General features: G+C 55.4%; 18 protein-coding genes and 2 tRNA genes. 5 read left to right on the top strand and 15 right to left on the bottom strand.

The annotated features are described in order from the left end of the window. Positions 1-21: 21 nt before the first annotated feature. Positions 22-1191 (top strand): adenylate/guanylate cyclase domain-containing protein, encoded by a 1170-nt coding sequence (locus tag A11S_RS05300; protein WP_015467466.1) that lies wholly within the window; start codon positions 22-24, stop codon positions 1189-1191. Further along, positions 1188-2042, top strand: coding sequence for a sulfurtransferase (locus A11S_RS05295; protein ID WP_015467465.1), 855 nt, complete (start codon positions 1188-1190; stop codon positions 2040-2042). The genes A11S_RS05300 and A11S_RS05295 overlap by 4 nt, the downstream gene beginning before the upstream one ends. 571 nt (positions 2043-2613) lie before the next feature. Here A11S_RS05295 and A11S_RS05290 read toward each other — a convergent pair. The 10 genes from A11S_RS05290 to A11S_RS05245 all read right to left on the bottom strand — a co-directional run bounded on the left by A11S_RS05290 (position 2614) and on the right by A11S_RS05245 (position 8964). Beyond that, a tRNA-Arg gene (locus A11S_RS05290) sits at positions 2614-2690 on the bottom strand. A gap of 13 nt (positions 2691-2703) precedes the next feature. Then, complete coding sequence (locus A11S_RS05285; RefSeq protein WP_014102692.1) at positions 2704-3012, bottom strand: ETC complex I subunit; 309 nt, start codon at positions 3010-3012, stop codon at positions 2704-2706. Positions 3013-3018: 6 nt separating this feature from the next. After that, positions 3019-3288 carry a GIY-YIG nuclease family protein gene (locus tag A11S_RS05280; RefSeq protein ID WP_041802502.1) on the bottom strand — a complete coding sequence of 90 codons (270 nt, stop codon included), beginning with the start codon at positions 3286-3288 and terminating at the stop codon, positions 3019-3021. A gap of 274 nt (positions 3289-3562) precedes the next feature. Next, positions 3563-3639 (bottom strand) — tRNA-Pro (locus A11S_RS05275). A gap of 24 nt (positions 3640-3663) precedes the next feature. Continuing rightward, positions 3664-4155 (bottom strand): DUF192 domain-containing protein, encoded by a 492-nt coding sequence (locus tag A11S_RS05270; protein WP_015467464.1) that lies wholly within the window; start codon positions 4153-4155, stop codon positions 3664-3666. Between the two features lies 1 nt (position 4156). Beyond that, on the bottom strand, positions 4157-5500 hold the full coding sequence (locus tag A11S_RS05265) for an ArsB/NhaD family transporter (RefSeq protein ID WP_015467463.1): 1344 nt from the start codon (positions 5498-5500) through the stop codon (positions 4157-4159). Between the two features lie 5 nt (positions 5501-5505). Further along, the gene (locus tag A11S_RS05260; RefSeq protein WP_015467462.1) at positions 5506-5973 is read right to left on the bottom strand and encodes a CBS domain-containing protein; all 468 of its coding nucleotides are present in this window, start codon (positions 5971-5973) and stop codon (positions 5506-5508) included. Positions 5974-6064: 91 nt separating this feature from the next. Next, on the bottom strand, positions 6065-6907 hold the full coding sequence (locus A11S_RS05255) for an alpha/beta hydrolase (RefSeq protein WP_015467461.1): 843 nt from the start codon (positions 6905-6907) through the stop codon (positions 6065-6067). Next, positions 6907-8679 carry an ABC transporter ATP-binding protein gene (locus A11S_RS05250; RefSeq protein ID WP_015467460.1) on the bottom strand — a complete coding sequence of 591 codons (1773 nt, stop codon included), beginning with the start codon at positions 8677-8679 and terminating at the stop codon, positions 6907-6909. Before A11S_RS05250 ends, A11S_RS05255 begins: the two co-directional genes overlap by 1 nt. Positions 8680-8691: 12 nt before the next feature. After that, complete coding sequence (locus tag A11S_RS05245) at positions 8692-8964, bottom strand: hypothetical protein (protein ID WP_041802500.1); 273 nt, start codon at positions 8962-8964, stop codon at positions 8692-8694. A gap of 157 nt (positions 8965-9121) precedes the next feature. Between A11S_RS05245 and A11S_RS05240 the strand changes: the two genes are divergently transcribed. Next, the gene (locus A11S_RS05240) at positions 9122-10087 is read left to right on the top strand and encodes a patatin-like phospholipase family protein (protein WP_041802498.1); all 966 of its coding nucleotides are present in this window, start codon (positions 9122-9124) and stop codon (positions 10085-10087) included. 43 nt (positions 10088-10130) lie between these two features. Here A11S_RS05240 and A11S_RS05235 read toward each other — a convergent pair whose 3' ends face one another. Continuing rightward, positions 10131-11069, bottom strand: a complete 939-nt coding sequence (locus tag A11S_RS05235) for a TIGR01459 family HAD-type hydrolase (protein WP_015467457.1) — start codon at positions 11067-11069, stop codon at positions 10131-10133. 150 nt (positions 11070-11219) lie between these two features. Here A11S_RS05235 and A11S_RS05230 point away from each other — a divergent pair, with 150 nt between their 5' ends. After that, on the top strand, positions 11220-11996 hold the full coding sequence (locus tag A11S_RS05230; RefSeq protein ID WP_015467456.1) for a glucosamine-6-phosphate deaminase: 777 nt from the start codon (positions 11220-11222) through the stop codon (positions 11994-11996). Here the strand turns inward: A11S_RS05230 and A11S_RS05225 are convergent. The 4 genes from A11S_RS05225 to A11S_RS05210 all read right to left on the bottom strand — a co-directional run bounded on the left by A11S_RS05225 (position 11962) and on the right by A11S_RS05210 (position 19236). Next, positions 11962-12873: an EamA family transporter gene (locus A11S_RS05225; RefSeq protein WP_015467455.1), complete on the bottom strand. Its 912-nt coding sequence runs from the start codon at positions 12871-12873 to the stop codon at positions 11962-11964. The two genes, A11S_RS05230 and A11S_RS05225, sit on opposite strands and share 35 nt — an antisense overlap. Positions 12874-13033: 160 nt before the next feature. Next, complete coding sequence (locus tag A11S_RS05220; protein WP_015467454.1) at positions 13034-16924, bottom strand: hypothetical protein; 3891 nt, start codon at positions 16922-16924, stop codon at positions 13034-13036. Positions 16925-17084: 160 nt separating this feature from the next. Continuing rightward, entirely contained in the window at positions 17085-18608 is a 1524-nt protein-coding gene (locus A11S_RS05215; protein ID WP_015467453.1) for an alanine/glycine:cation symporter family protein, read from the bottom strand. Between the two features lie 133 nt (positions 18609-18741). Further along, the gene (locus A11S_RS05210; protein WP_015467452.1) at positions 18742-19236 is read right to left on the bottom strand and encodes a hypothetical protein; all 495 of its coding nucleotides are present in this window, start codon (positions 19234-19236) and stop codon (positions 18742-18744) included. Between the two features lie 170 nt (positions 19237-19406). Here A11S_RS05210 and miaB point away from each other — a divergent pair, with 170 nt between their 5' ends. Next, positions 19407-20750 (top strand): tRNA (N6-isopentenyl adenosine(37)-C2)-methylthiotransferase MiaB, encoded by a 1344-nt coding sequence (miaB, locus tag A11S_RS05205; RefSeq protein ID WP_015467451.1) that lies wholly within the window; start codon positions 19407-19409, stop codon positions 20748-20750. The last annotated feature ends 65 nt before the right edge of the window (positions 20751-20815 follow it).

The following is a 20815-nucleotide window of genomic DNA, read 5'->3' as shown; positions in this document are numbered from 1 at the left end:
ACAGAGTCACAAAGCACGCCCATGACTAAATTTCTCTTCAGCCCGAAATTCCTGATCCCACTCCTGATCCTGCTCAACCTGGCACCGCTGGCGGCGTTTTACACGGATCATCTGCATGTCGGATCATTGGCGCTGATTTACTGGGGGGAATGTGCGCTGATCGGCGCGACGGCCCTGTTCTTCTTCGCCACACGCCTGAGCGTTTTTGTTATCACCGCGATGGCCGCCTTTGGCATTCTGAAATTCAGCGGCGTCCCCTTGCCCGTCGATGATACGGTGCATTTAACATTCTGGGCGCTCTACGGCCTGTGCTGGCTGATTTATATTGAGATTACACAATCCATCCACGGCCTGTCCCTGCGCCGGGCATCCCCTACACAACGGCTGGGCCTGTATATCATCATGCTGGGTGCCGCTTTATCGGCCAGCTTTGGCCTGACGGTGTTTATCTACGGGCTGATGACGCTGGTTGAGCGGTTGCCGACGGAATTTTACATGTATTTCCTGGCCGTGGCCGTGACGGTGCCAACCATTTCCATCGGCCTGCTGAAAATTATCGGCATGGTGGGCCCGAACCATTTCGTGCAATTCCTGACGGGCACGTATCACCACCCGGTCGAACGGGAACGCATCGTCCTGTTTCTCGATATGGTCGGATCGTCCGCGAATGCGGAACGCCTGCCCCCAAAGGACGCGATGGATTTGATCGCCCGTTTTATTTTCGACGCCACCGCCATCTTCCGGATTCATGGGGGCGATATTGTCAATTACACGGGGGATGGCCTTGTCGTTCTGTGGCCGCGCAAACACGCGGACCGCGCGCTGGCCTCAGTGATTGCCCTGCGCGCCCAACTGGATTCCAGCCGTCACGAATACCGAAAGCTGTATAAAACCGTGCCCGATTTCCGCATTGGCATTCATTCCGGCCCCGTCGTTTTGCAACAGATTGGCGAAGAAAAATTGTTCCTCGGCGTCTATGGCGACGTGGTCAACACCGCCGCTCGCTTGGAACAGATGAACAAGGAGTTGGGTACAAAAATTTTGCTCTCAGACTCCCTGCTCCGCGACCTGAGCCAAAACTGGCAAGCCCAGCTGGAAGCCATGGGCCACCAATCGGTGCGTGGCAAAACCGAAGGCATCACCGTTTATACAATCAACGGCCAAAGCCGTAACACCGCTGTTGCCGCATGACAGAACGTCCCGCATCCGCTTTGATCGAGCCTCAGGATCTGGCGCGGTTGATGGCCGACGCACCGGCCAATCTGGTCCTGATTGACGCCACATACGGCGTGATGAATCCTGTCTACACCCAGGCCCGCATCGGCAATGCCGTTTTCTTCGATATTGATGACATTGCAAACCACGATAATCCGTTGCCGCATATGGTGCCGGATGCCGACGATTTCGCCGCCGCCGTCACCGCCATGGGTATTGGCAATGACAGCCAGATTGTCATCTATGATCAAAGTGGCCTCGCCATGGCCGCCGCCCGCGTATGGTGGATGTTCCGTCTGTATGGGCATGATAATGTCCGCGTCCTGAATGGCGGATTGCCGTTGTGGGTGGCCATGGGCCTGCCCATGAATGTTGGTCCAGCAGCTCCCACACCGGCCGCCACAACGCCGTTCCGCGCCACCTATCGCCCGCATCTGGTATGCGACCACGCCGCGGTGGATGACGCGCGCACGCGCCCGGATGAATGCCTGATCCTTGATGCGCGCAGCCCGGATCGTTTTACAGGCTCAACCCCGGAACCACGCCCGCATTTAACGTCCGGCCATATCCCGAACAGCCGTAATCTGTTTTTCATGGACATCATCGACCCCGGTACGGCCCGCCTGATTCCGAACCACCCCAGCGTGGCTGAAATGATTCGCGCCGCGACCGGAAAACGAATCATCACCAGTTGCGGCAGCGGTGTCACCGCCTGTGTTCTGGCCCTCGCTCTGCATGAAATGGGGCGCGATGACGTGGCCGTCTACGACGGATCATGGTGTGAATGGGGGCAAAAACCCCTGAACTCCGCCATTTCTGTGGGCTGATTTCCGCACCCCTCTGGCTTTAACTTCCTATTCACAAGTTTAGCTTAGCCTCTGCCCCGCGTCACAAGTATCCGGGCATATCCAAACCCACATCCGGACCGTTTTCTACTGTATTTACTTAAATACAAGTAATTTAAACAAAGAAAACATCCAATCTATATATTCAAAACCATAGTTTCATTAACTTGATGAATAAGAAAAATGTATTTGAGTACTATATTTTTTAATCACTATTACTCGTTTATTTGTATTTACTGGAGATAGTTTCGGATATGGTACAAAAAAACTGTCTTTTCGCGTTTTTTGTGTTGCACCGGTTCCGGTATTGGGCTACAAAATAGTTACACACCCTCTATTACCGCCGTTTGTCCGGAGGTCCTTGCAAAAGGTCTCCGGACCTTTTTTTGTGCGGAATCCCAAATACGGCCCAAAATAAAAACGGCGCACCTGCGTGCACCGTTTAAAAATCCTGATTTTCAAAGAAAATGGCGACCATTTCCAAGGGAAATGGCGCGCCCGTTCGGACAAAGTCCGAACCATCATAAAAAAGGGCCGCAATTTTTGGGAAAAATGGCGCGCCCGGCAGGAATCGAACCTGCAACCGTCCGCTTAGAAGGCGGATGCTCTATCCAGTTGAGCTACGGGCGCTTCTTGGGCGGATTTAAGCCTTAGCGCTCTTTTCCGGCGGAACATAGGCGAAATTATCGACATAGTTGCGCGGAACAACGCGGCGCGTGTGTTCGGGCAGAACCGTATATTCCCACCCCTTTTTCTGCGCATAGGCGATGGCTTCATCCATGCTGGCGAAGGTCAGGCGCACCTGATTCAACGTATCGCCAGACGCCGTCCAGCCCATCAGAGGCTCCGGCCCACGCGGGGTCGCCGGATTATACTCCAGCACCCACAACTTGGTTTTACCCAGCCCGGATTGCATGACGTTACGGCTTGGTTTGAAAATGGTGACTTTCATGATTTCTCACTCTCCCCTTAACGCGTCGGTTTTACACCAAAAACGCTTATTTGCGAATGCCTGACCTGATCCCGTTTTCAAATAATACTCAAACTTCTGGGCAGCCTCTTTGTCCTTAAATGCGTGATAAACCACCAGTTCCCAGGGGCAAAACTTAGCCGTATGTGGGGATTCGCCCGCATTGTGCGCCCGAATGCGTGATTTCAGGTCTTTGGTATAACCAATATATCGCTGCTCAGGGAAGTTTATGCTCTGGATCAGGTAGACGTAATACATCCACTGCACGCCCCCCTTCGCTCCTGCGGAGCTTCGAGCGGCACTCCTTCGGCCTAGACGGTTTCGGGTGGCTTTCGCCCCTCCGCTTATGCTCCGGGGCGTAAGCCCTTCAGAACTCATTAAAGACGACTAATGCTTTCGCATCTTCATCGCCCCCCTTCGCTCCTGCGGAGCTTCGGGCGGCACTCCTTCGGCCTAGACGGTTTCGGGTGGCTTTCGCCCCTCCGCTTATGCTCCGGGGCGTAAGCCACCCGAAGCCCGTAAGGGCGAAGGGTGGTCGGGGCGGAGGGATTTGAACCCCCGGCATCCTGCTCCCAAAGCAGGCGCGCTACCGGACTGCGCTACGCCCCGTGATTCCCATCGGACTGGGCTGTTTTACTGGTTTCCGGGCTCGGGAGCAAGCGAATTGGCCACATCCGCGTGCAGAACCCGGTCCCCGGCCTTAATCCCCAGGGCTTGGACCGTTCCGGCGTTCAATTCCAGCACGACGGGCACGGGCCCGTTGGACGGAATGGGGGTTAAATCCAGCGGTTTAGCGCCCTCATGAATATGATGAATTGTGCCATTGCCCTGAATAAACACGATATCCAGCGGGATCAGTGTGTTTTTCATCCAGAAATACCGCTCCGTACTGTCCGGGAACAGGAACAGCATTCCCGCCTCCGCCGGCATGGAATTGCGGAACATCAGCCCCTGAGTCCGGGCGGGACCGTTTTGCACGACCTCGACCATAAATTCGTGACGCGCCCCATCTGCCGTGGTGATGACCAGCGGGGATGAATAATTGACCGGGACTTCCTGCTGGGCCCGTGCCGCCCCCATTGGAATGGCCAAAGCCATCAGAACAGCCAAAACAAACCGGATCATCTTAGAAAAACGCCCACCAGACATAAATCGTTGAAATCGCAATGGTCACCAGCATCAGCGGAAAGGCCAACGCCATAAATTTCAGGAACGAAATACGATGCCCGGCCCGTTCGGCAAAGCCCGCCACCATCACATTGGCACTGGCCCCGATCAACGAACCGTTGCCGCCCAGACAGGCCCCGAGAGAGAGGCTCCACCACAGCGGCATCACCGCATCCGGCCCACCAAAGGCCGCCGTGGTCGATTTAATCAGCGGAATCATCGTGGCCACAAATGGAATGTTATCAACGATGGCCGACAATATCGCCGACGACCACAGCACCACCATACTGGCCATAAACAGATCGTTGTTGGTGATGTCGAGAAGTTTCGTCGCCATCAGGTTCAAAACCCCGGCCACCTCGACGCCATAGACCAGAACGAACAGGCCGATGAAAAAGAAGATCGTGCCCCATTCAACACTCTGGAACGATTCATGCACCTTGTGTGATTGCTTCTCGGCATTAAGGCCCACACATTGCAAAAGCATCAGCAGAGCCGCACCGGCCAACGCCACCGTGCCCGGCATCAACCCATGATCATGACCCAGAATAAAGCCTGCCAGAACCAGCGCCAGAACGATCAGCGATTTGATCAGCAGCCCCTTATCCTCAATGGCCTCGGCCGGGACATATCGCATGATGGCCGCACGCGCAGATTCCGCCGCCACCATTTTCCGCCCCCAGAAGAAATCGAAAAACACCATGATAAAGATCAGGCACACCAACGCCGGAAGCCCGACATTATTGACGAAATCCATGAAACTCAGACCCACCTGAGACCCGATCATAATATTGGGCGGATCCCCGATCAGCGTGGCCGTGCCGCCGATATTGGATGCAAAAATCTGCACGAACAAAAACGGGTATGGGTTGATTTTCAATTGGTCGGTCAGCAACAAGGTAATGGGAACGGTCAACAAAACCGTGGTCACGTTATCCAGCAACGCCGAAAACACCGCCGTAATAATCCCCATGACAAGCAAGAGCGCGCGTGGATTGGCCTTTACCAACTTGGCCGATAAAATCGCCACATATTGAAAGACTCCGGTCTTTTCCGTGATCGACACAATCACCATCATCCCGGTCAGCAGGGCGATGGTATTGAAATCCACACCCTTGATCGCCATATCCTGGTTCAACACGCCCATAAAAATCATCAACGCCCCACCCAGCAACGCAATGATGGTGCGGTTGATTTTTTCAGAAATGATGAAGGCATAGGCGAAAATCAGGATCGCGGTGGACACCATCATCGGGTCCATCCCGAACAACACTTCGGGCGCGGCGGCGTGATCGACAACCATCGGGCTTACTCCCCCTTATCGTGCAAAGTGTCTTTCAAATGCCGCAAAACCGATTGTTCCGACACCAGCCCGACCAGCTTCTTATTCTGGTCAACAACGGGCAGCGGGCTGCCATTCTGGAACAACAAGCGGATGGCTTCGGAAATCGGCGTGTCGGGCTTGGCCGTGACAATTTCCTCGTTCATCAATTCACGGACGGTTTTTTTCTGCAAATCGGCCAGAATGCGGGCCTTGTCTTCCGTCGCCCCCATAATGAAATCAAGATGCCACGGCACATGCGCCAGAAAATAAGACGGGGGGATCAGGAATTTCATCAAATCATGGATGCTGAGCATGCCATAAAATTTTCCATCCGCATCAACAACGGGAACGGACCGCACATGCTGGTCTTCAAACGCATGGATTGCATCGGCCACGGCTTGATCCGGGCGAACGCTGATAATATCGGTGAGCATGGCTTTCATACACGGCATAGAAATCCCCCTTGATTTGCAATGCATATCGTACGCGCTCGCCCGTGTATGAGGCAAGCCAAAGCAGTTACGTTAATTATGACAAGGGGGATTATCGCGGCAACGCGTCCACAAACTCCTGAACAGCGGGCCAGGCCCCCTTCAGGTACAAATCATTGTGCCCGGCATCAGGAAATTCACGGAATAATTTTGGTTCGTTTGCCGCCTTGAAAACACGTTCGCCATATTTGAACGGCACAATCATATCGCGCCGCCCATGCAGGATCAGAATGGGCACCGTCACCCGGCCAATCCGTGATTTTGTATCAAACTTGTCCTGCAACATCAGGTCAACGGGAACGAAGAAGAAGCGCATCCGTCCGATATCAGCAAGCGAGGTATAGGGCGACTCCAAAATCAGCCCGCGCACGTCCGGTGCGTAGTCCGCCGCTACATAAGTGGCCACACCCGTGCCCAGAGATTCACCATACAAAACGATATGACCATCGGCGATACCCTGCGCCCGCAGCCAATCGATATAAGCCCGCGCATCGGAAAACAGCCCGTCCTGACTGGGTTTACCGGGGTTCCCGCCATACCCCCGATATTCGCCAAACAATACGCCATAGCCGGATTGCGCATACAGCTTGGCGCGCTCGGTGCGCTGAATTAACGACCCGCCATTGCCGTGGAAATAAACGATCACCGGGCTGTTGGGGGTCGCTGGCGCGTGATACCAACCCGATAATGTCAGGCCGTCATCGGTCGTCACCTGTACAACGTCATAGCCCTGAACACCGTAAAATTCCGGAGCTTCCATATGACGATCGGGAACGTAAATAAAACTGCGCTGTGCAACATACAGAAAAACCAGAAGACCGATATATCCGCATAAAAACGCAAACGCCATGCGTTTGAAATCCCGTTTGGTATAACGTTTGAATACAGCGATCATTATTCCTTCAATCCCGCCTGATACATCCGGGCATAGATTAATCCTTGCGCCAGCAATTCATCATGCTTGCCCTGCTCCGCGATCTTCCCCTCTTTCAGGACAATAATCTGGTCCGCGTTCTGCACGGTGGACAGGCGGTGCGCAATGACCAGCGTAGTCCGGCCGGTTTGCAGTTTATTCAGCGTGCGCTGGATCGCCTGTTCGGATTCGTTATCCAGTGCGGATGTGGCCTCATCCAGCAATAAAATCGGCGCATCGCGCAAAATGGCGCGGGCAATGGCGATCCGCTGGCGTTGGCCGCCGGACAATTTCACGCCATTTTCCCCCAGGCGCGTGTTGTACCCTTCGGGCAACGCGCTGATAAACGTATCGGCTTCGGCTGCGCGCGCAGCGGCTTTGACTTCATCCAGCGTCGCGTCTTGCAGGCCATAGGCAATGTTGGCCATCGCCGTATCGTCGAAAATGGTAATATCCTGCGACACCAGCGCGATATGGCGGCGCAGGGATTCCATGGTCAGCTCGCGCACATCATACCCATCCACACTGACCGCGCCTTCGTTCACGTCATAGAAGCGTGGGATCAAATTCATGATGGTGGATTTGCCGCCGCCGGATGGACCGACCAGTGCCGTAACCTTGCCCGGCGGAATAATCAGGGTGACGCCTTGCAGGGCCGGTCCGTCACCGCCCTCATACTGGAACTTTACGTTTTCCAGCCGAATTTCAGGCATCCGCGTGTTTAATTCCACCGCATTTGGCATGTTACGGATGCCGGGTTTCATATCGATCATTTGGAACACACGTTCCGTCGCCCCCAAGCCCATTTGCAGGGAGTTGTTGAGCTTCGCCAGCTTTTTGATCGGTTCATAGGCCAGCGCAAAGGCCGCAATGAAGGACATCAGCGACCCAACAGTCGTTTGCCCATCAACGATTTTGTAACCGCCATAAACAACAATACCGAACACAGCCAAGCCAATCAGCGTTTCATTCACCGGAACGGTCAGGTTACCGATGCGCACCGATTTCATCACCAGATTTCGCACGCGTTTAATTGCATTGCCCGCCCGTTCGGATTCATACCCCTCCATGCCATAGGCTTTCACCTGCCGCACGCCGAGGAAAATTTGCGACAGCATGTCGGACAGTCCCGCCGTTTCATTCTGGATATTGCCCGACACTTTGCGTAGGCGTCGCCCGACATAGGCCACCATGCCCGCCGCCAGCGGAAACACCGTGAAGGCGATCAAAGACAGTTTCCAATCCTGATAAAACATCACACCGATCAGGAAAATCAGCGTCAGGAAGCTTTTACCAATCCCGGTCAGCGCGTCGGCCACCGCCGCCCGCATGACACTGACATCGTTGATAATGCGTGACAGAAGTTGTCCGCTGGGGTTGGCATGGAAAAAGGCCAGATCCATGCCCATAAAACGCGCGAACAGATCCCGTTGAATATCGGTCAGGATATTTTGGCCGACCTTGTTCATCAAAACGCTGTGGCCATATGTGGCCATCCCGCTGACGAAGAAGCAGAGCAAAATCCCCACCGCCAGCGGCAGGATCATGCCCTTGTTCTGGGCCACCATGACATGGTCCATCACCGGTTCGATCAACCCGGCAAAGGCCGCCGTTGTACCCGCACCAATCAACATAAACAGGATCGCCCACCCCAGCGTACCAAAATATGGCCGCACGTAATCGCGCACCAGACGGCGCACCATGACATAGGTTGAATCCCGTTTCGGCGAAGTCGGCTGGGGCGTGGTGGTCAAAACATGAATCCTTTAGTGGAATTTACGCGGCTGGGTGTAACCCTTTTTCCGTGCCGGATGGCTGGGCGGCGCAAAGGTGTGCATTTTACCAGCATTCGAGCGCGTCCGCGCATCGCGATCCGGCAAAGCGGTAAAGCCGTTTTTATCCTGGCGCCAGGATTGAACCGGACCCTGGGTCAATTGCTGGGCACGGTTAAAGGCCGTCATGATGTCAATAAACGCCATGGATTGCGGGCCAGACAAAGCCAACAGGGCAAAAAGGGTGCTAAAACGGGAGTGTCGCATTCTCAAAAACCTCTTTTAGGGATATTCCGTAAACAAGGGGTTAGACTTACCCCCCGATGCCAGAACGATCAAGAAAAACTGTGGCTTATCCCCTTGTTTAACGTCCTTGTGATACAATAAATTTGCCGTTGAAACCAGCCCCGAAAGGACCGTAAACGTGCCGGAACCCTCTGATTCAGCGTCAAAACAACCAACACCTCCTGTTCCGCTGATCGGACTGGCTTTGGGGGGCGGAATGGCGCGCGGGTTTGCCCATATCGGCGTTTTAAAGGCCCTCACCCGCCATGGCATTCGCCCCGGTCTGGTGGCGGGGACATCAATTGGCGCACTGGTCGGCGGGGCCTATCTGGCCGGGAAGATGGACGAGCTGGAAGACTGGGCCCTGTCCCTGAACCGTCGCAAAATTTTCCGTTATTTGGACTTTCGGGTCCGCAGCGCCGGGATCATTGGTGGGCACCGTTTGAATGCCGTTCTGGATGATCATTTCGGTAAGATGATGATTGAGGACTTACCCATCCCGTTGGTTTGCATCGCATCCGACCTGGTCACCGGGCACGAAGTCTGGTTGCGCCGTGGATCGCTGGTGGATTCCATGCGGGCGTCCTTTGCCCTGCCCGGCGTATTTCCACCGGTGGATTTAAACAATCGGTTGTTGGTTGATGGTGCATTGCTGAACCCCGTGCCTGTATCACCACTGAACTCATACGGCGCGCACATGACGATTGCGGTGGATTTGAACGCCGACATGATCGGCAAATCCCGCCGCCCCGGAACATCGTACCAAAGCGTTCTGGGCTTTGATGTTTTCAACCCGGATCATGTTGATCTGGAAGACCAGAAATCATTTACCGCTGGGCTGGGGCGCCGCATTTTCAACCGCGAACCCAACGCCCCCAGCCTGTTCGGCGTGATGGTATCGGCCCTGACCATTATTCAGGACCGTTTAACACGCTCCCGTCTGGCCGGCGACCCACCGGATGTGCATATCCGGCCGCGCATCGGGCATATTGGAATGCTGGAATTCGAACGCGCGCGGGAAATGATCCATGAAGGCGAACTGGCCGCCGAACGCGCACTGGATGAAATTCATGCCGCGGTGAATATTTTGATCCCGCCAAAATAATCTTAAAAAAAATTATCCCCGCCATGGCGGGGATAATAATTCTTTATGCCGTCACCTTGCGTTTCTTATGCTTCCGATCCGGCAAGGCCTTGCCCCAGATCATCGTATTGACCAGATATGTTGGCCGCACGTTGTGATATTGCAAAACCAGAACGTTCAGCACCTTGTCCACTTCGGACGGTGTATGCGCCTGTTTAAACGCCCCCAGATGCAATCCGGCACGGACCAGACACGTATCAATATTCATCGCCGCGGCGCCGACAATATCATGCGCCATCGTGTCACCGATCATCACGGTTTCACCGGGGTAAATTTGTTTTTCCTGCAACAGCTTCACACAGTGCTGGAAGATTGGCTTGAACGGTTTGCCGATATAATGCACGACACCGCCGAAATCTTCGTATCGACGGGCAATCATGCCGGGGCCAAGCGCGGAATTCGCACCAATCAGAATGCGGCTGTCCGGGTTGGCGCAAATCGCCTTTAACCGGCGACGGATCGCTTTTTTCAGGATCGGTTCATAATGATCGACCATGTTTTTTTCCGGCGCGTCCGACCCGCTGATCAGCAGGAAGTCCGCTTCGTCAATATCATGCACCAATTCGATTTCCGGTAACCCATCAATGATGGAACGATCATCATTCCGGCTGATCAGAAAACATTTCGTGCCGATATTTTCGAACACGCCCTCGTTCTGGTCATGCAATCCCTGCCATGTCAGTTCGCCAGATGTGACGATCTGGTCATACAGGCTGGGGCCAATGCCCATCTCCTTCAACTTCTCGGCGTTTTCGCTGGCGCGGCGGCCAGAGTTCGACAGAATGATGATCTGCTTTTTACGGCCTTTGAGTTCCTTCAAACAATCAATCACGCCGTCATAGGCGCGCTCGCCATTATGCAGCACGCCCCATTGGTCGATGATGAACGCCATATAGCTGTCTGAAATATCCGAAATGCCCTGGCAGAATTTGGTCTTGCCCATAACGTGTGATGCCCCTTATGCGTCAATAACTTAGGATCAAGGATAGGCGATAAATCCTACCAAAAGATTATCACGGCACCGGGGTCGGGAACAATACGCAAATTCGAAAACCTTATTGAAAATCAATGCGTTAAATGCCATAAAGGAGGCATGGACACCGCGCCGACCATCAAAATCGCCCCCAACAATTCCGCTTTTCACATACTGGCGGCTGATATTTTCATGGCCGCCCTGAATCGGGCGGCGGACCGCACCGCGGCCCAAAACGGCCCGATCCGGGTGGTTTTGCCGACCGGGTCCACCCCGCTGGGCCTGTACCGTGAATTGATCGCCCATCACGCCGATCGGCGCGATTTGTGGGACCGGGTCCATTATGTGGCGCTGGATGATTATGCGGGGCTGACCCCGGATGACCGCCGTTTATTTTCCAACTGGCTGGACCGCGATATTCTGGCCCCCCTTTCCATCCCGTCATCCCATCGCACAATTTTTAACAGCGCCGCGCCCGATCCATCTGCCGAATGTGCCCGCATGGATGCGTTGTTGGACCAAGGCGGCATTGATATTGCGGTTTTGGGATTGGGCACCAACGGCCATATCGGGTTCAACGAACCGGGCAGCGCATTTGATGCACATACGCGCCTGATCCACCTGTCGGCGGACAGTCTGGCCGCCAATGCTGCCTATTGGGGTGGGCTGGATCACGTGCCACATACGGCCTATACGCTCGGCCTTGGCCATATCATGCAGGCGCGGGAAACAATCCTGCTGGTCCAGGGGTCGCATAAGGCGGATATTCTGCAGCGGATGTTGCATGACCCGGTGTCACCCGCCCTGCCCGCCACGGCATTACGCCGGATACGCAATGTCACGATTATCGCCGATCAGGCCGCTATGTCAGCAGCAGAACCATTCCCGCGAACATAACGGCCACACAGACCAAACGATAATACAGCCGTGGTCCCATGCGGATGGGTTCAAATACATCCGGGCGGAAGCGATAGAAGATGCCACACAAAATCATGATAATGACCGGTTGCAGGCCATTAAATAACGACACCTGCACCGCCGTGGGCGCAATCGACATCGCCTTGGCCGTGGCCAGATCGGCCAGACACAACATCACCTGTTGCAACATCAACAGGGGCAGAAGAACCTTCAGGAATTTCCCGGATTTCAGGATCAGCCGCGCATCATTGCGAATGTCCCGCGCCATCGCCAACCCAACAGCCCCAAACACCACCCATGCGACATAAACCCAGAACATCACCGCCATCCAGTGCAAATCCTGGGTCCAATACCGGATCCACACACCATAGGCCGCCCAGATCAACGCGCTGATCAGCATCAGGACCAGGGTCCGTGCATGTAATTTCCGTGTATCCGGATTCCACGCAAACACCATCGCCCCCGCAACAACCAACCCGCCCCCGGCCAGTTTGACCGCATTCAGCGTTTCGCCCAGCAGTAAAAATCCCATCAAATAAACGAAGACGGGAACAGTTTGCAGAATGGGTACGGCGCTGGCTGCATCATCATTCTGGATCGCCATGACATAGGGCCAAGCCCCGGCGAACCCAAACAATCCCCCAACAAACAGCAGCAGAACCGTTTCCCACGGGATGTCAAAAACCTGCGGATGGGCCACCGCCATCACAGCAGCGGTCGGCAGGGTCAAAGCCCCGGAAATAATCAGGAAGGAAAACGCCGATCGGTGAAATAAATCCCGGGCCAGCATCTGGTCGATGACATTGTTCATCGTCCAGAGGAAGGGCGGCAAAAAGGCGAAGAAAACCCAACTCATAACATCATCCCAAATTTGTCTTATTCGTCATCCCGAATAAAGGCGCACGCCTTTATCCGGGATTTGTGCCGTGATGGTGACCCATTATGGCAGAAACCCCGGATAATCCCTGACGGGATTTCCGGGGTGACGGTGTTTTATTTATTGTGCGCCTGCGTCGTTACGCAACCCGGCGGTCTTCGCGGGTCAGTTTGGCGTCACGGCCTGCCGCTCCGCACAGAACGACATACAGACGTCCCAGATCGCTGGATGCGAAGGTCGAGGACAGCAGGTCGCCATGATCGTTCGCGCTGGCCTGTTCAAACATGTCTTCGAACTGGCGCAGGAAGCGTTGGACATAGGTGCGGAATTCGCTGTCGCTTGCGAATTTTTCGCGCAATTTGTCCATCGGCAATTCGTCGCCCAGTTGGGACAGACGGCGGGTAAAGGCCCCGACATCGCCCTTCTGGAAGGCTTTCCATGTCTTTTCCGGCACTTCGCCGTCCAACATGCGGGTGAAATCCACCGACAGGGAATGCAGGGATTCCACGATGAATTTCGCCGCCGACAAGAAGGCTTCGCGCTGGATGCGGGCATCCATCGTGCGGATTTTCTCGGCATGATCGGCCGCATCCTGCACCGCCTTGAACAGGGCGTTGGATTGGCGGCTGAACGTATCTGCGGCTTCGTCTGCGGCTTTGATGGCCGAAGAAGAAACCGTAATCAAACGATCGGATTCGACCGACAGGCCATCGCGGACTTTTTCGACCTTCACCATCGTATCGGTGGTGGCGGTGCGGATGTCGTCCAAACGGCTGTTCAGGTCGGACACGACGCGGCTGACCTTGTCCCCGGCTTCGGCGGAGGCTTCGGCCACAATCGAAACCTGCTGGCGCAGTTCGGCACCATAGGATTGCGATGTCTGCAGGGAAGCCTTCATCTGTTCGGCGACTTCGCGGCTGCGCTGTGCGAAACCATCGCTGGTTTTCTTCAGCTCGACCAACGTATCGCGGGACGATGTCAGCAGTTTCTCGGCTTCGGCCTGAACCTGGGACACCAGAACCTCGGTCAGTTTGACCGATTTGGCCGATGCCTGGTTCAGTTCTTCCGTTTCGGCGCGGGCCATTTCGCCCACTTCCGTATAACGGGCCACGGCGCGTTCGGCGGCCAGATCGACGGTTTCCGCCGATTTGCCCAACGCATCGCCCACGGTGTCGATACGGGTCAGGGCCTGGCCCACCGCTTCGGACAATTCGTGGAATTGCTCGTTAATGGCTTTCTGGATGCTTTCGATCTTCAGCAACGCCTGATCGGTGATCAGGTGGATGTCGGACGATTGATCGCCCAGCGACATTTGAATGTCGCGCATCTTGTCGCTGGCCGAACGGGCGGCGGATTCAATATCCATCACGCGTTCCTGCAGATCTTCGCTGGAGATTTTCAGGATCTTCGCCGCCTGATCCGCACCACCGCGCAGAGATTGCAGACGATCATCGAACACGATGCCGATTTGTTTCAGCTTATCCAAGTTGCTGGTCGCGCTGTCGTCATAGGTCTGGCGCAGAACTTCGAAACGTTTCTGCATATCGCCCACCTGCTCCACCGTTTTGGTGTAGAGCGGTTCGAACCCGGTTGCGGTTTTTTCCAGCGCTTCGCGAACGCTGACCACAGCAGCGGAGGCAATTTCCGCGCGGTCTTTCAGCGTGCGGACATGGTCGCCCATGCTGGCATCCATCAGCTCCAACGTACCGAATGCGGCCGATGTCGCCTCTTCCACTTCCTTGCAACGGGCGGCCACCTGACCTTCCAGTTCGGAAATGTCGGATACGGCCGTTTCGGACAGGCTGTGCAGGCGGGAGGCTTGCGTTTCCAGTGCCTTGCGCACCGCGTCCACATCATCCAGTGCCTTGCGGACCTTGTCGCCCAGCTGGTCGCTTTGCTGGGCCATCTGATCGTTGATGGTGCGGGCGTTGCCTGCGATCTGACCGGCCAAGGTCGAAATTTCCTGGGCCTGACCGCGCAGGATGGTGCGGATATGTTCCGCGCTGTCCTTCGCCTTATCGCTGGCTTCGTTCAAATCCGACACACGGCGGCGCAGTGTGCTTTCAATTTCTTCGTGCTTCGCATCGGCTTCGGCCACGGCGTGCGTCATGTCCTTCAACGGTTCGGACAGAGACGTACGGACGGATTCAATGCGGTCCACCATGCTGGCGGCGGATACCGTGATGGTTTCGGCCTGTTCCTCGACGGCGGCGGACAATTTACGCACCTGTTCATCGGCCAACGCACTGGCTTCGGCGATCTGGGCGCGGCTTTTCTCCAGCATGCTGACGATGTCGCGGACATGGTCAACATTCCCGGCCCCGGCTTCGTTCAGTTTGGCGATGCTGGATTCGGCGGATTCAATCAGGGATTCCGCCTGCTCTTTCGCTGATTGGGTTGATTTTTCCAGCGATTCAATAGACCGGCGAACCGCGGCGCTGATGGATTCCGCACCGGACAACGCCGTGCCCATGGCTTCGGACAGTTTGTTGGCCGCCGATACACCGGCTTCCTCAATCGCGTCGGCACCATTGGAAATACCGCGTACGGTTTCGTGCAGTTTTTCGGCCTGGGTTTCCAAACGGGTTTCCAGCGTATTGGTGCGGGACACCAGATCGTCCGCGGCCTGATCCAGACGGTCGATACCACCGGACAGGGTCGATGCAATCTTCTCGGCTTGGGCCGCGACAGATTCCGCACCGCGATCCAGTTCCTTGCGATGGTCTTCAATCGACTGGCTGGATTTCGCCATGGATTCCAGCGTGCGGCTGGTGGTTTCTTCCAGCGACTGGATCTGGCTTTCAATCGTTCCGGCCAGACGGCGTGTTTCATCCGACACATGGTCGGCGGCGGTGGCCAACCCCTTGGTGTGGCCATCGAATTGTTCGGACAATGCTTTCAAACGTTCGGCCACTTGGTCGACGGCCTTGTTCAGCCCGTCATAACTGCCGTTCAGGTGCGTTTCGATGTCCTTGGTTTTGTCTTTCGCTTGGTCAGCGGCGGCCAGAATTTTGTCCGCGCCACGACCCATTGCGCCTTCGATTTCGGATGCACGATCCAGGATTTTTACCGTGGCTTCGTCCCACGCGGATACACCCTCTTTCGTCTTGGTATTGATGCCGTCGGTACGTTGTTCAATCTCGTCCGTCAGGACCAGCAATTTTTCCGCGCGCTCGTGCAGCGTTTCGGCCAGACGATCAATGTGGAATTCGGTTTTCTTGGAAATACCAACAAAATCACGCACTTCGGTGCGCAGACCATGACGGGCACGGTTGATGGATTTCACCACCGCACGCGACGCTCCGGCCAGTTCCGTTGCTTGTTTCGTCAGGATCTCGATGTCGTGCGACACTTTGCGCGCGCGCTCTTCCGTCGGATAGATGATGGATTGCAATTCGCCGCGCAAAACTTCGGAATAACGGCGAATTTCATTGCCGCGCGAAACCATGCTGATCAACGTCCACAACAGGACAACCGGCGCCAGCGCCCCGGCCAGATACAGGCCCAGAACATCCGGGCTGAGGGAAATACCCTGCGCCACGGCGTAGACCAGCGTCAAAACGACCCAGAACACGCTAAAAAACACACCGGCAACCTGTGCAATACGCACAGCCATCGGTGTTTTGAAGGGATTGTCATTGCCAAAAGAGCGTGCGTTTACAGGGGAGAGCATCAAAACCGGCTCTTCATCAACCTCTTCGGTCACGGCCGTTGTTTCGGCATCATTCATGCGGCTGGCCCGCACGGAGAGACCGGATGTGGACCCAGATGTGGACAGAGAAGACGGGGTAGATACGGACGGCGCGGACAGGCTGGGGCTGGCCGTCGCGGCGGCGTCATCCTCGTCCGGGATATTGTCAATGTCCGGGGCCGCGGTGATGCGCAGGCGTTTCAGGCCGGATTGGATATTATATTCGCCAGGGCGACGGGCGCGCAGACCGTCCAATGACGGTGTTTTCAAAACATTGTCGCCATCTTCGGCGGTTTTGGTTTTGGTTTGATCTTCCGGTGCGTTGGACGAAAAAGTCATGCGAAACCCCTTTGGCATTCCCCTGCGTGTGAACGCAGTGCTGGCAATCAATTTTTGGAATGCTGTAATAGGGCCACAGAAAGGGGCGGATCTTCAAGGCTTTTACCCCTTCATCCCCCGACTTATGCACGGCATTTTGGATTGAATATGAAAACAGGGGCTATTCCGCCGCCTGCGCCACACCCTCACCCTTCACACGGCGATGTTTGCCAGCCGCCAGATAGGCTTGCAGGTCTTTCTTGATCTCCGGTGCCATGATGTACAGGCCAATAATATTGGGAATGGCCATAGACAGGATCAACGAGTCCGTAAACCGGATCACGTTGCTGAGGTCGGACGCGCAACCCACAACAATGAACCCGCAGAAGATCAGCTTGAACGCATTTTCAACCAGGATGTGTTCGCCAAAGATAAAGGTCGATGCCTTCACCCCCAGATAGCCCCACCCGATCATCGTCGAAAACGCAAACAGGAAGACGCATAAGGCCAGGAAATGATCCGCAAACGGGATGGCCGTTGAAAACGCCTTGGCCGTCAGGGTGATGCCCTGCATGCCCTGTCCGCCCTCGTAAACGCCGGAAATGGTAATCACCAACGCGGTCACGGAGCAAATCACAATCGTATCCAGGAACGGCCCCATCATTCCGGCCAGACCTTGGCGAATGGGCTCGTTGGTGCGGGCCGTGCTTTGGATGATCGATGCCGACCCCAGACCTGCCTCGTTCGAAAACGATGCCCGTTGCACCCCGATCAGCAAGCCTCCAACCACAGCCCCCAGGCCCGCTTCCGGGGTAAAGGCATCATGGATGATCGACCACAAGGCCGCCGGAATATGCTGGTAATTCGTGATAATGACGAACAATCCCGCAATGACATACAACACCGCCATCATCGGCACCAAACGGGCCGACACGTTGGCGATGGACCGGATTCCGCCAATAATGACAATACCGGTCAGAATGGCCAACCCCAGCCCAAACAACCAGCCCTGCCCGGCCAGAAAACTTCCGTCCGGCCCGCCCGTGGCGTTGACGAATTGAATGAAGGTCTGGTTGGCCTGGAACATGTTGCCGCCGCCCAGCGATCCACCGATGCAGAAAATGGCAAATACAATCGCCAGAAATTTACCAATAGCGGGCAGACCCCGCGCACTGAAAATATCCTGCAGGTAATACATCGGCCCGCCGGAAATATCGGTGTGACCTTCTTCGTTGATAAAGACACGGCGATATTTCACCCCGGCGGCGACCTCGATAAACTTCGTGGACATGCCGATGAAGCCCATCACCACCATCCAGAACACAGCCCCCGGCCCGCCAACGGATACCGCCACGGCCACCCCGGCAATGTTGCCCAACCCGACCGTTCCGGCCAGTGACGCCATCAGGGCTTGAAAATTGGTGGTCTGACCCGGGGCCCCCGGCTCCTCGAACTTACCGGCCACAACGTCAAAGCTATGTTTGAACAGGCGTAAATTCACAAAACGGAAATACAGGGTAAAAATCAGGCCCGCCATGACCAACCAGATCAGGATCAGCGGCGCTTCCTTCGTCACCATGTCGCCCGCCGCGCCGGGAAGGTCGAATTTCAGCCCATAAAACAGTGTTTTATCAAAGAAATCGGCCAATCCGACGAAAGCGGAGTCGATCATTTTGTCGATCCCGGAGGGGGCGTGTGCCGTCATTTTCTTATAATTCCCTGTTTATCGAATTGAATCACTTAACCTAATCCGTACAGGATAGGCGCGTGAAAGGGCCGGGAACAAGCCACCCGGCCATTTAATTCACAACCCATTTAATTGACTGGGGGAAAGAAACTTATTGTCCGCAGATCGGATGGGATACCGGATGGGACGGGAAGAATGTCGCCGCCCATTTCTGAATATCGTTCCGGCCCATCACCGATGCCTTTTGAATGCGTGGCATATAATGGTTGCAGAACAGATCCGGGCGCATTTTGGCGGCATCCAGCGAAATCTTGTTCGCAAAGGCGGTGCGCAGGGAGTTGATCTCGGCCTCGGCATCACGGGAACCAGTGCGCTGGAAATAGCCTAGCAGGGTTGATTCATACGCCGCAAACAGGCCCACGTTTTTATCCGTGAATTCGCGGTAGGCTTGATACAGGTTTTTCTGGCCTGCCGGGGTCATGTGCTGACAATTCAGGCCAATAACCATCAATTCACTATGAATACGAATGGCCTGCTCCGCCTCGGCTTCCGCCTGCGTATAGCAATTTTTACCTGCGGCCTGCGCCATAGGAGCAGCCAACATCAGGGCCGCAAACACCATCACACCAAAACCAAAAACGCGCATGCGTCCCACCATCCATTAAACCGTTACCGCTGGTCTGAGTCTTTAGCGGTATTCAATAGATATGGGCAAGGAGATTATGAAAGGAAACCCCTGAATATTATAGACATTATGTCAATTTAAACATCTGCGAAACCTTGCCTCCCCGCCGCTTTCATGGTTAAAACCCCGCCATGACCGAAAACGCGACGAAAAAACTGTTTATCAAAACCTGGGGCTGTCAGATGAACGTCTATGACAGCCACCGGATGGCCGACATCCTGCATCCGCTGGGCTACCGCGCCGTGGACACGCCGGATGATGCGGATATGGTCATTTTGAACACCTGCCACATTCGTGAAAAAGCCACGGACAAGGTCTTCTCCGATTTGGGCCGTATGCGCGACCACAAGGACGAACGCGCCAAGTCCGGCAAGAAAACACTGGTCGCCGTCGCCGGGTGCGTAGCCCAGGCCGAGGGCGAATTGATCATGGATCGCGCGCCCTATGTCGATCTGGTGTTCGGGCCACAGACTTACCACGAACTGCCGGAAATGGTTGTGCGGGCGCTGGGCGAACGCGTGGTCAATACCGATTTCCCGGTTGAATCCAAATTTGACTCCCTGCCCGTTGATCATGTGACGCAAGACGGCCCGTCGGCCTTTGTGTCCATTCAGGAAGGATGCGATAAATTCTGCACCTTCTGCGTCGTCCCTTATACACGGGGTGCGGAATATTCACGTCCGGCGGAAAAGATTTTGGATGAAGCCAAAACGCTGCGGGATCGTGGGGTCAAGGACATCACGCTGCTGGGTCAGAATGTGAATGCCTATCACGGCGAAGCGATGGATGGGTCGACATGGTCGCTGGGCCGCTTGATCCAAGCACTGGGCGAAATTGATGGTGTGGAGCGCATTCGTTACATGACATCCCACCCGCGCGACGTGGATCAGGATTTGATCGACGCCCACCGCGATGTGCCGGAATTGATGCCATTTATGCACCTGCCCGTACAAAGCGGTTCGGATGCGATTTTGAAAACCATGAACCGCAAACATACGGCGGATCATTACCGCGACATCATTGCCAAACTGCGCGCGGCGCGGCCTGATATCGCCTTCTCCTCCGATTTCATCGTCGGGTTCCCCGGCGAAACCGAAGACGATTTCGAAGCCACCATGCAACTGGTCCGCGATGTCCGGTTCATGTCGGCCTACAGCTTTAAATATTCCGCCCGCCCCGGCACCCCGGCGGCGAATATGCAGGGCTTGGTCCATGACGCGATTATGGATGAGCGCCTGCAACGCCTGCAGGCCCTGTTGATGGAGCAACAACGCGAATTTAACACCGCCATGATCGGCCAGACCATCCCCGTCCTGTTTGACGGGCGCGGCCGCAAGGACGGCCAGCTTTATGGCCGAACCCCATGGAACCAGCCTATGCACGTCATGGCCCCGGCCCAATATTTCGGCCAAATCGCCCAGGTTCGGGTCGATAACGCAACCGCAACATCGATTACCGGGGAACTGGCCCAGTAATTTCTTGCATTTATTGACTGTCTTCACATAAAAACGGTACCCATACCCGGATCACACCGGGCTGG

Origin of the sequence: Micavibrio aeruginosavorus EPB, assembly GCF_000348745.1 — a bacterium.
Lineage (GTDB): Bacteria > Pseudomonadota > Alphaproteobacteria > Micavibrionales > Micavibrionaceae > Micavibrio > Micavibrio aeruginosavorus_A.
The sequence above is the reverse complement of the archived record's forward strand: the minus strand, read 5'-3'. Positions and strand labels throughout refer to the sequence as shown.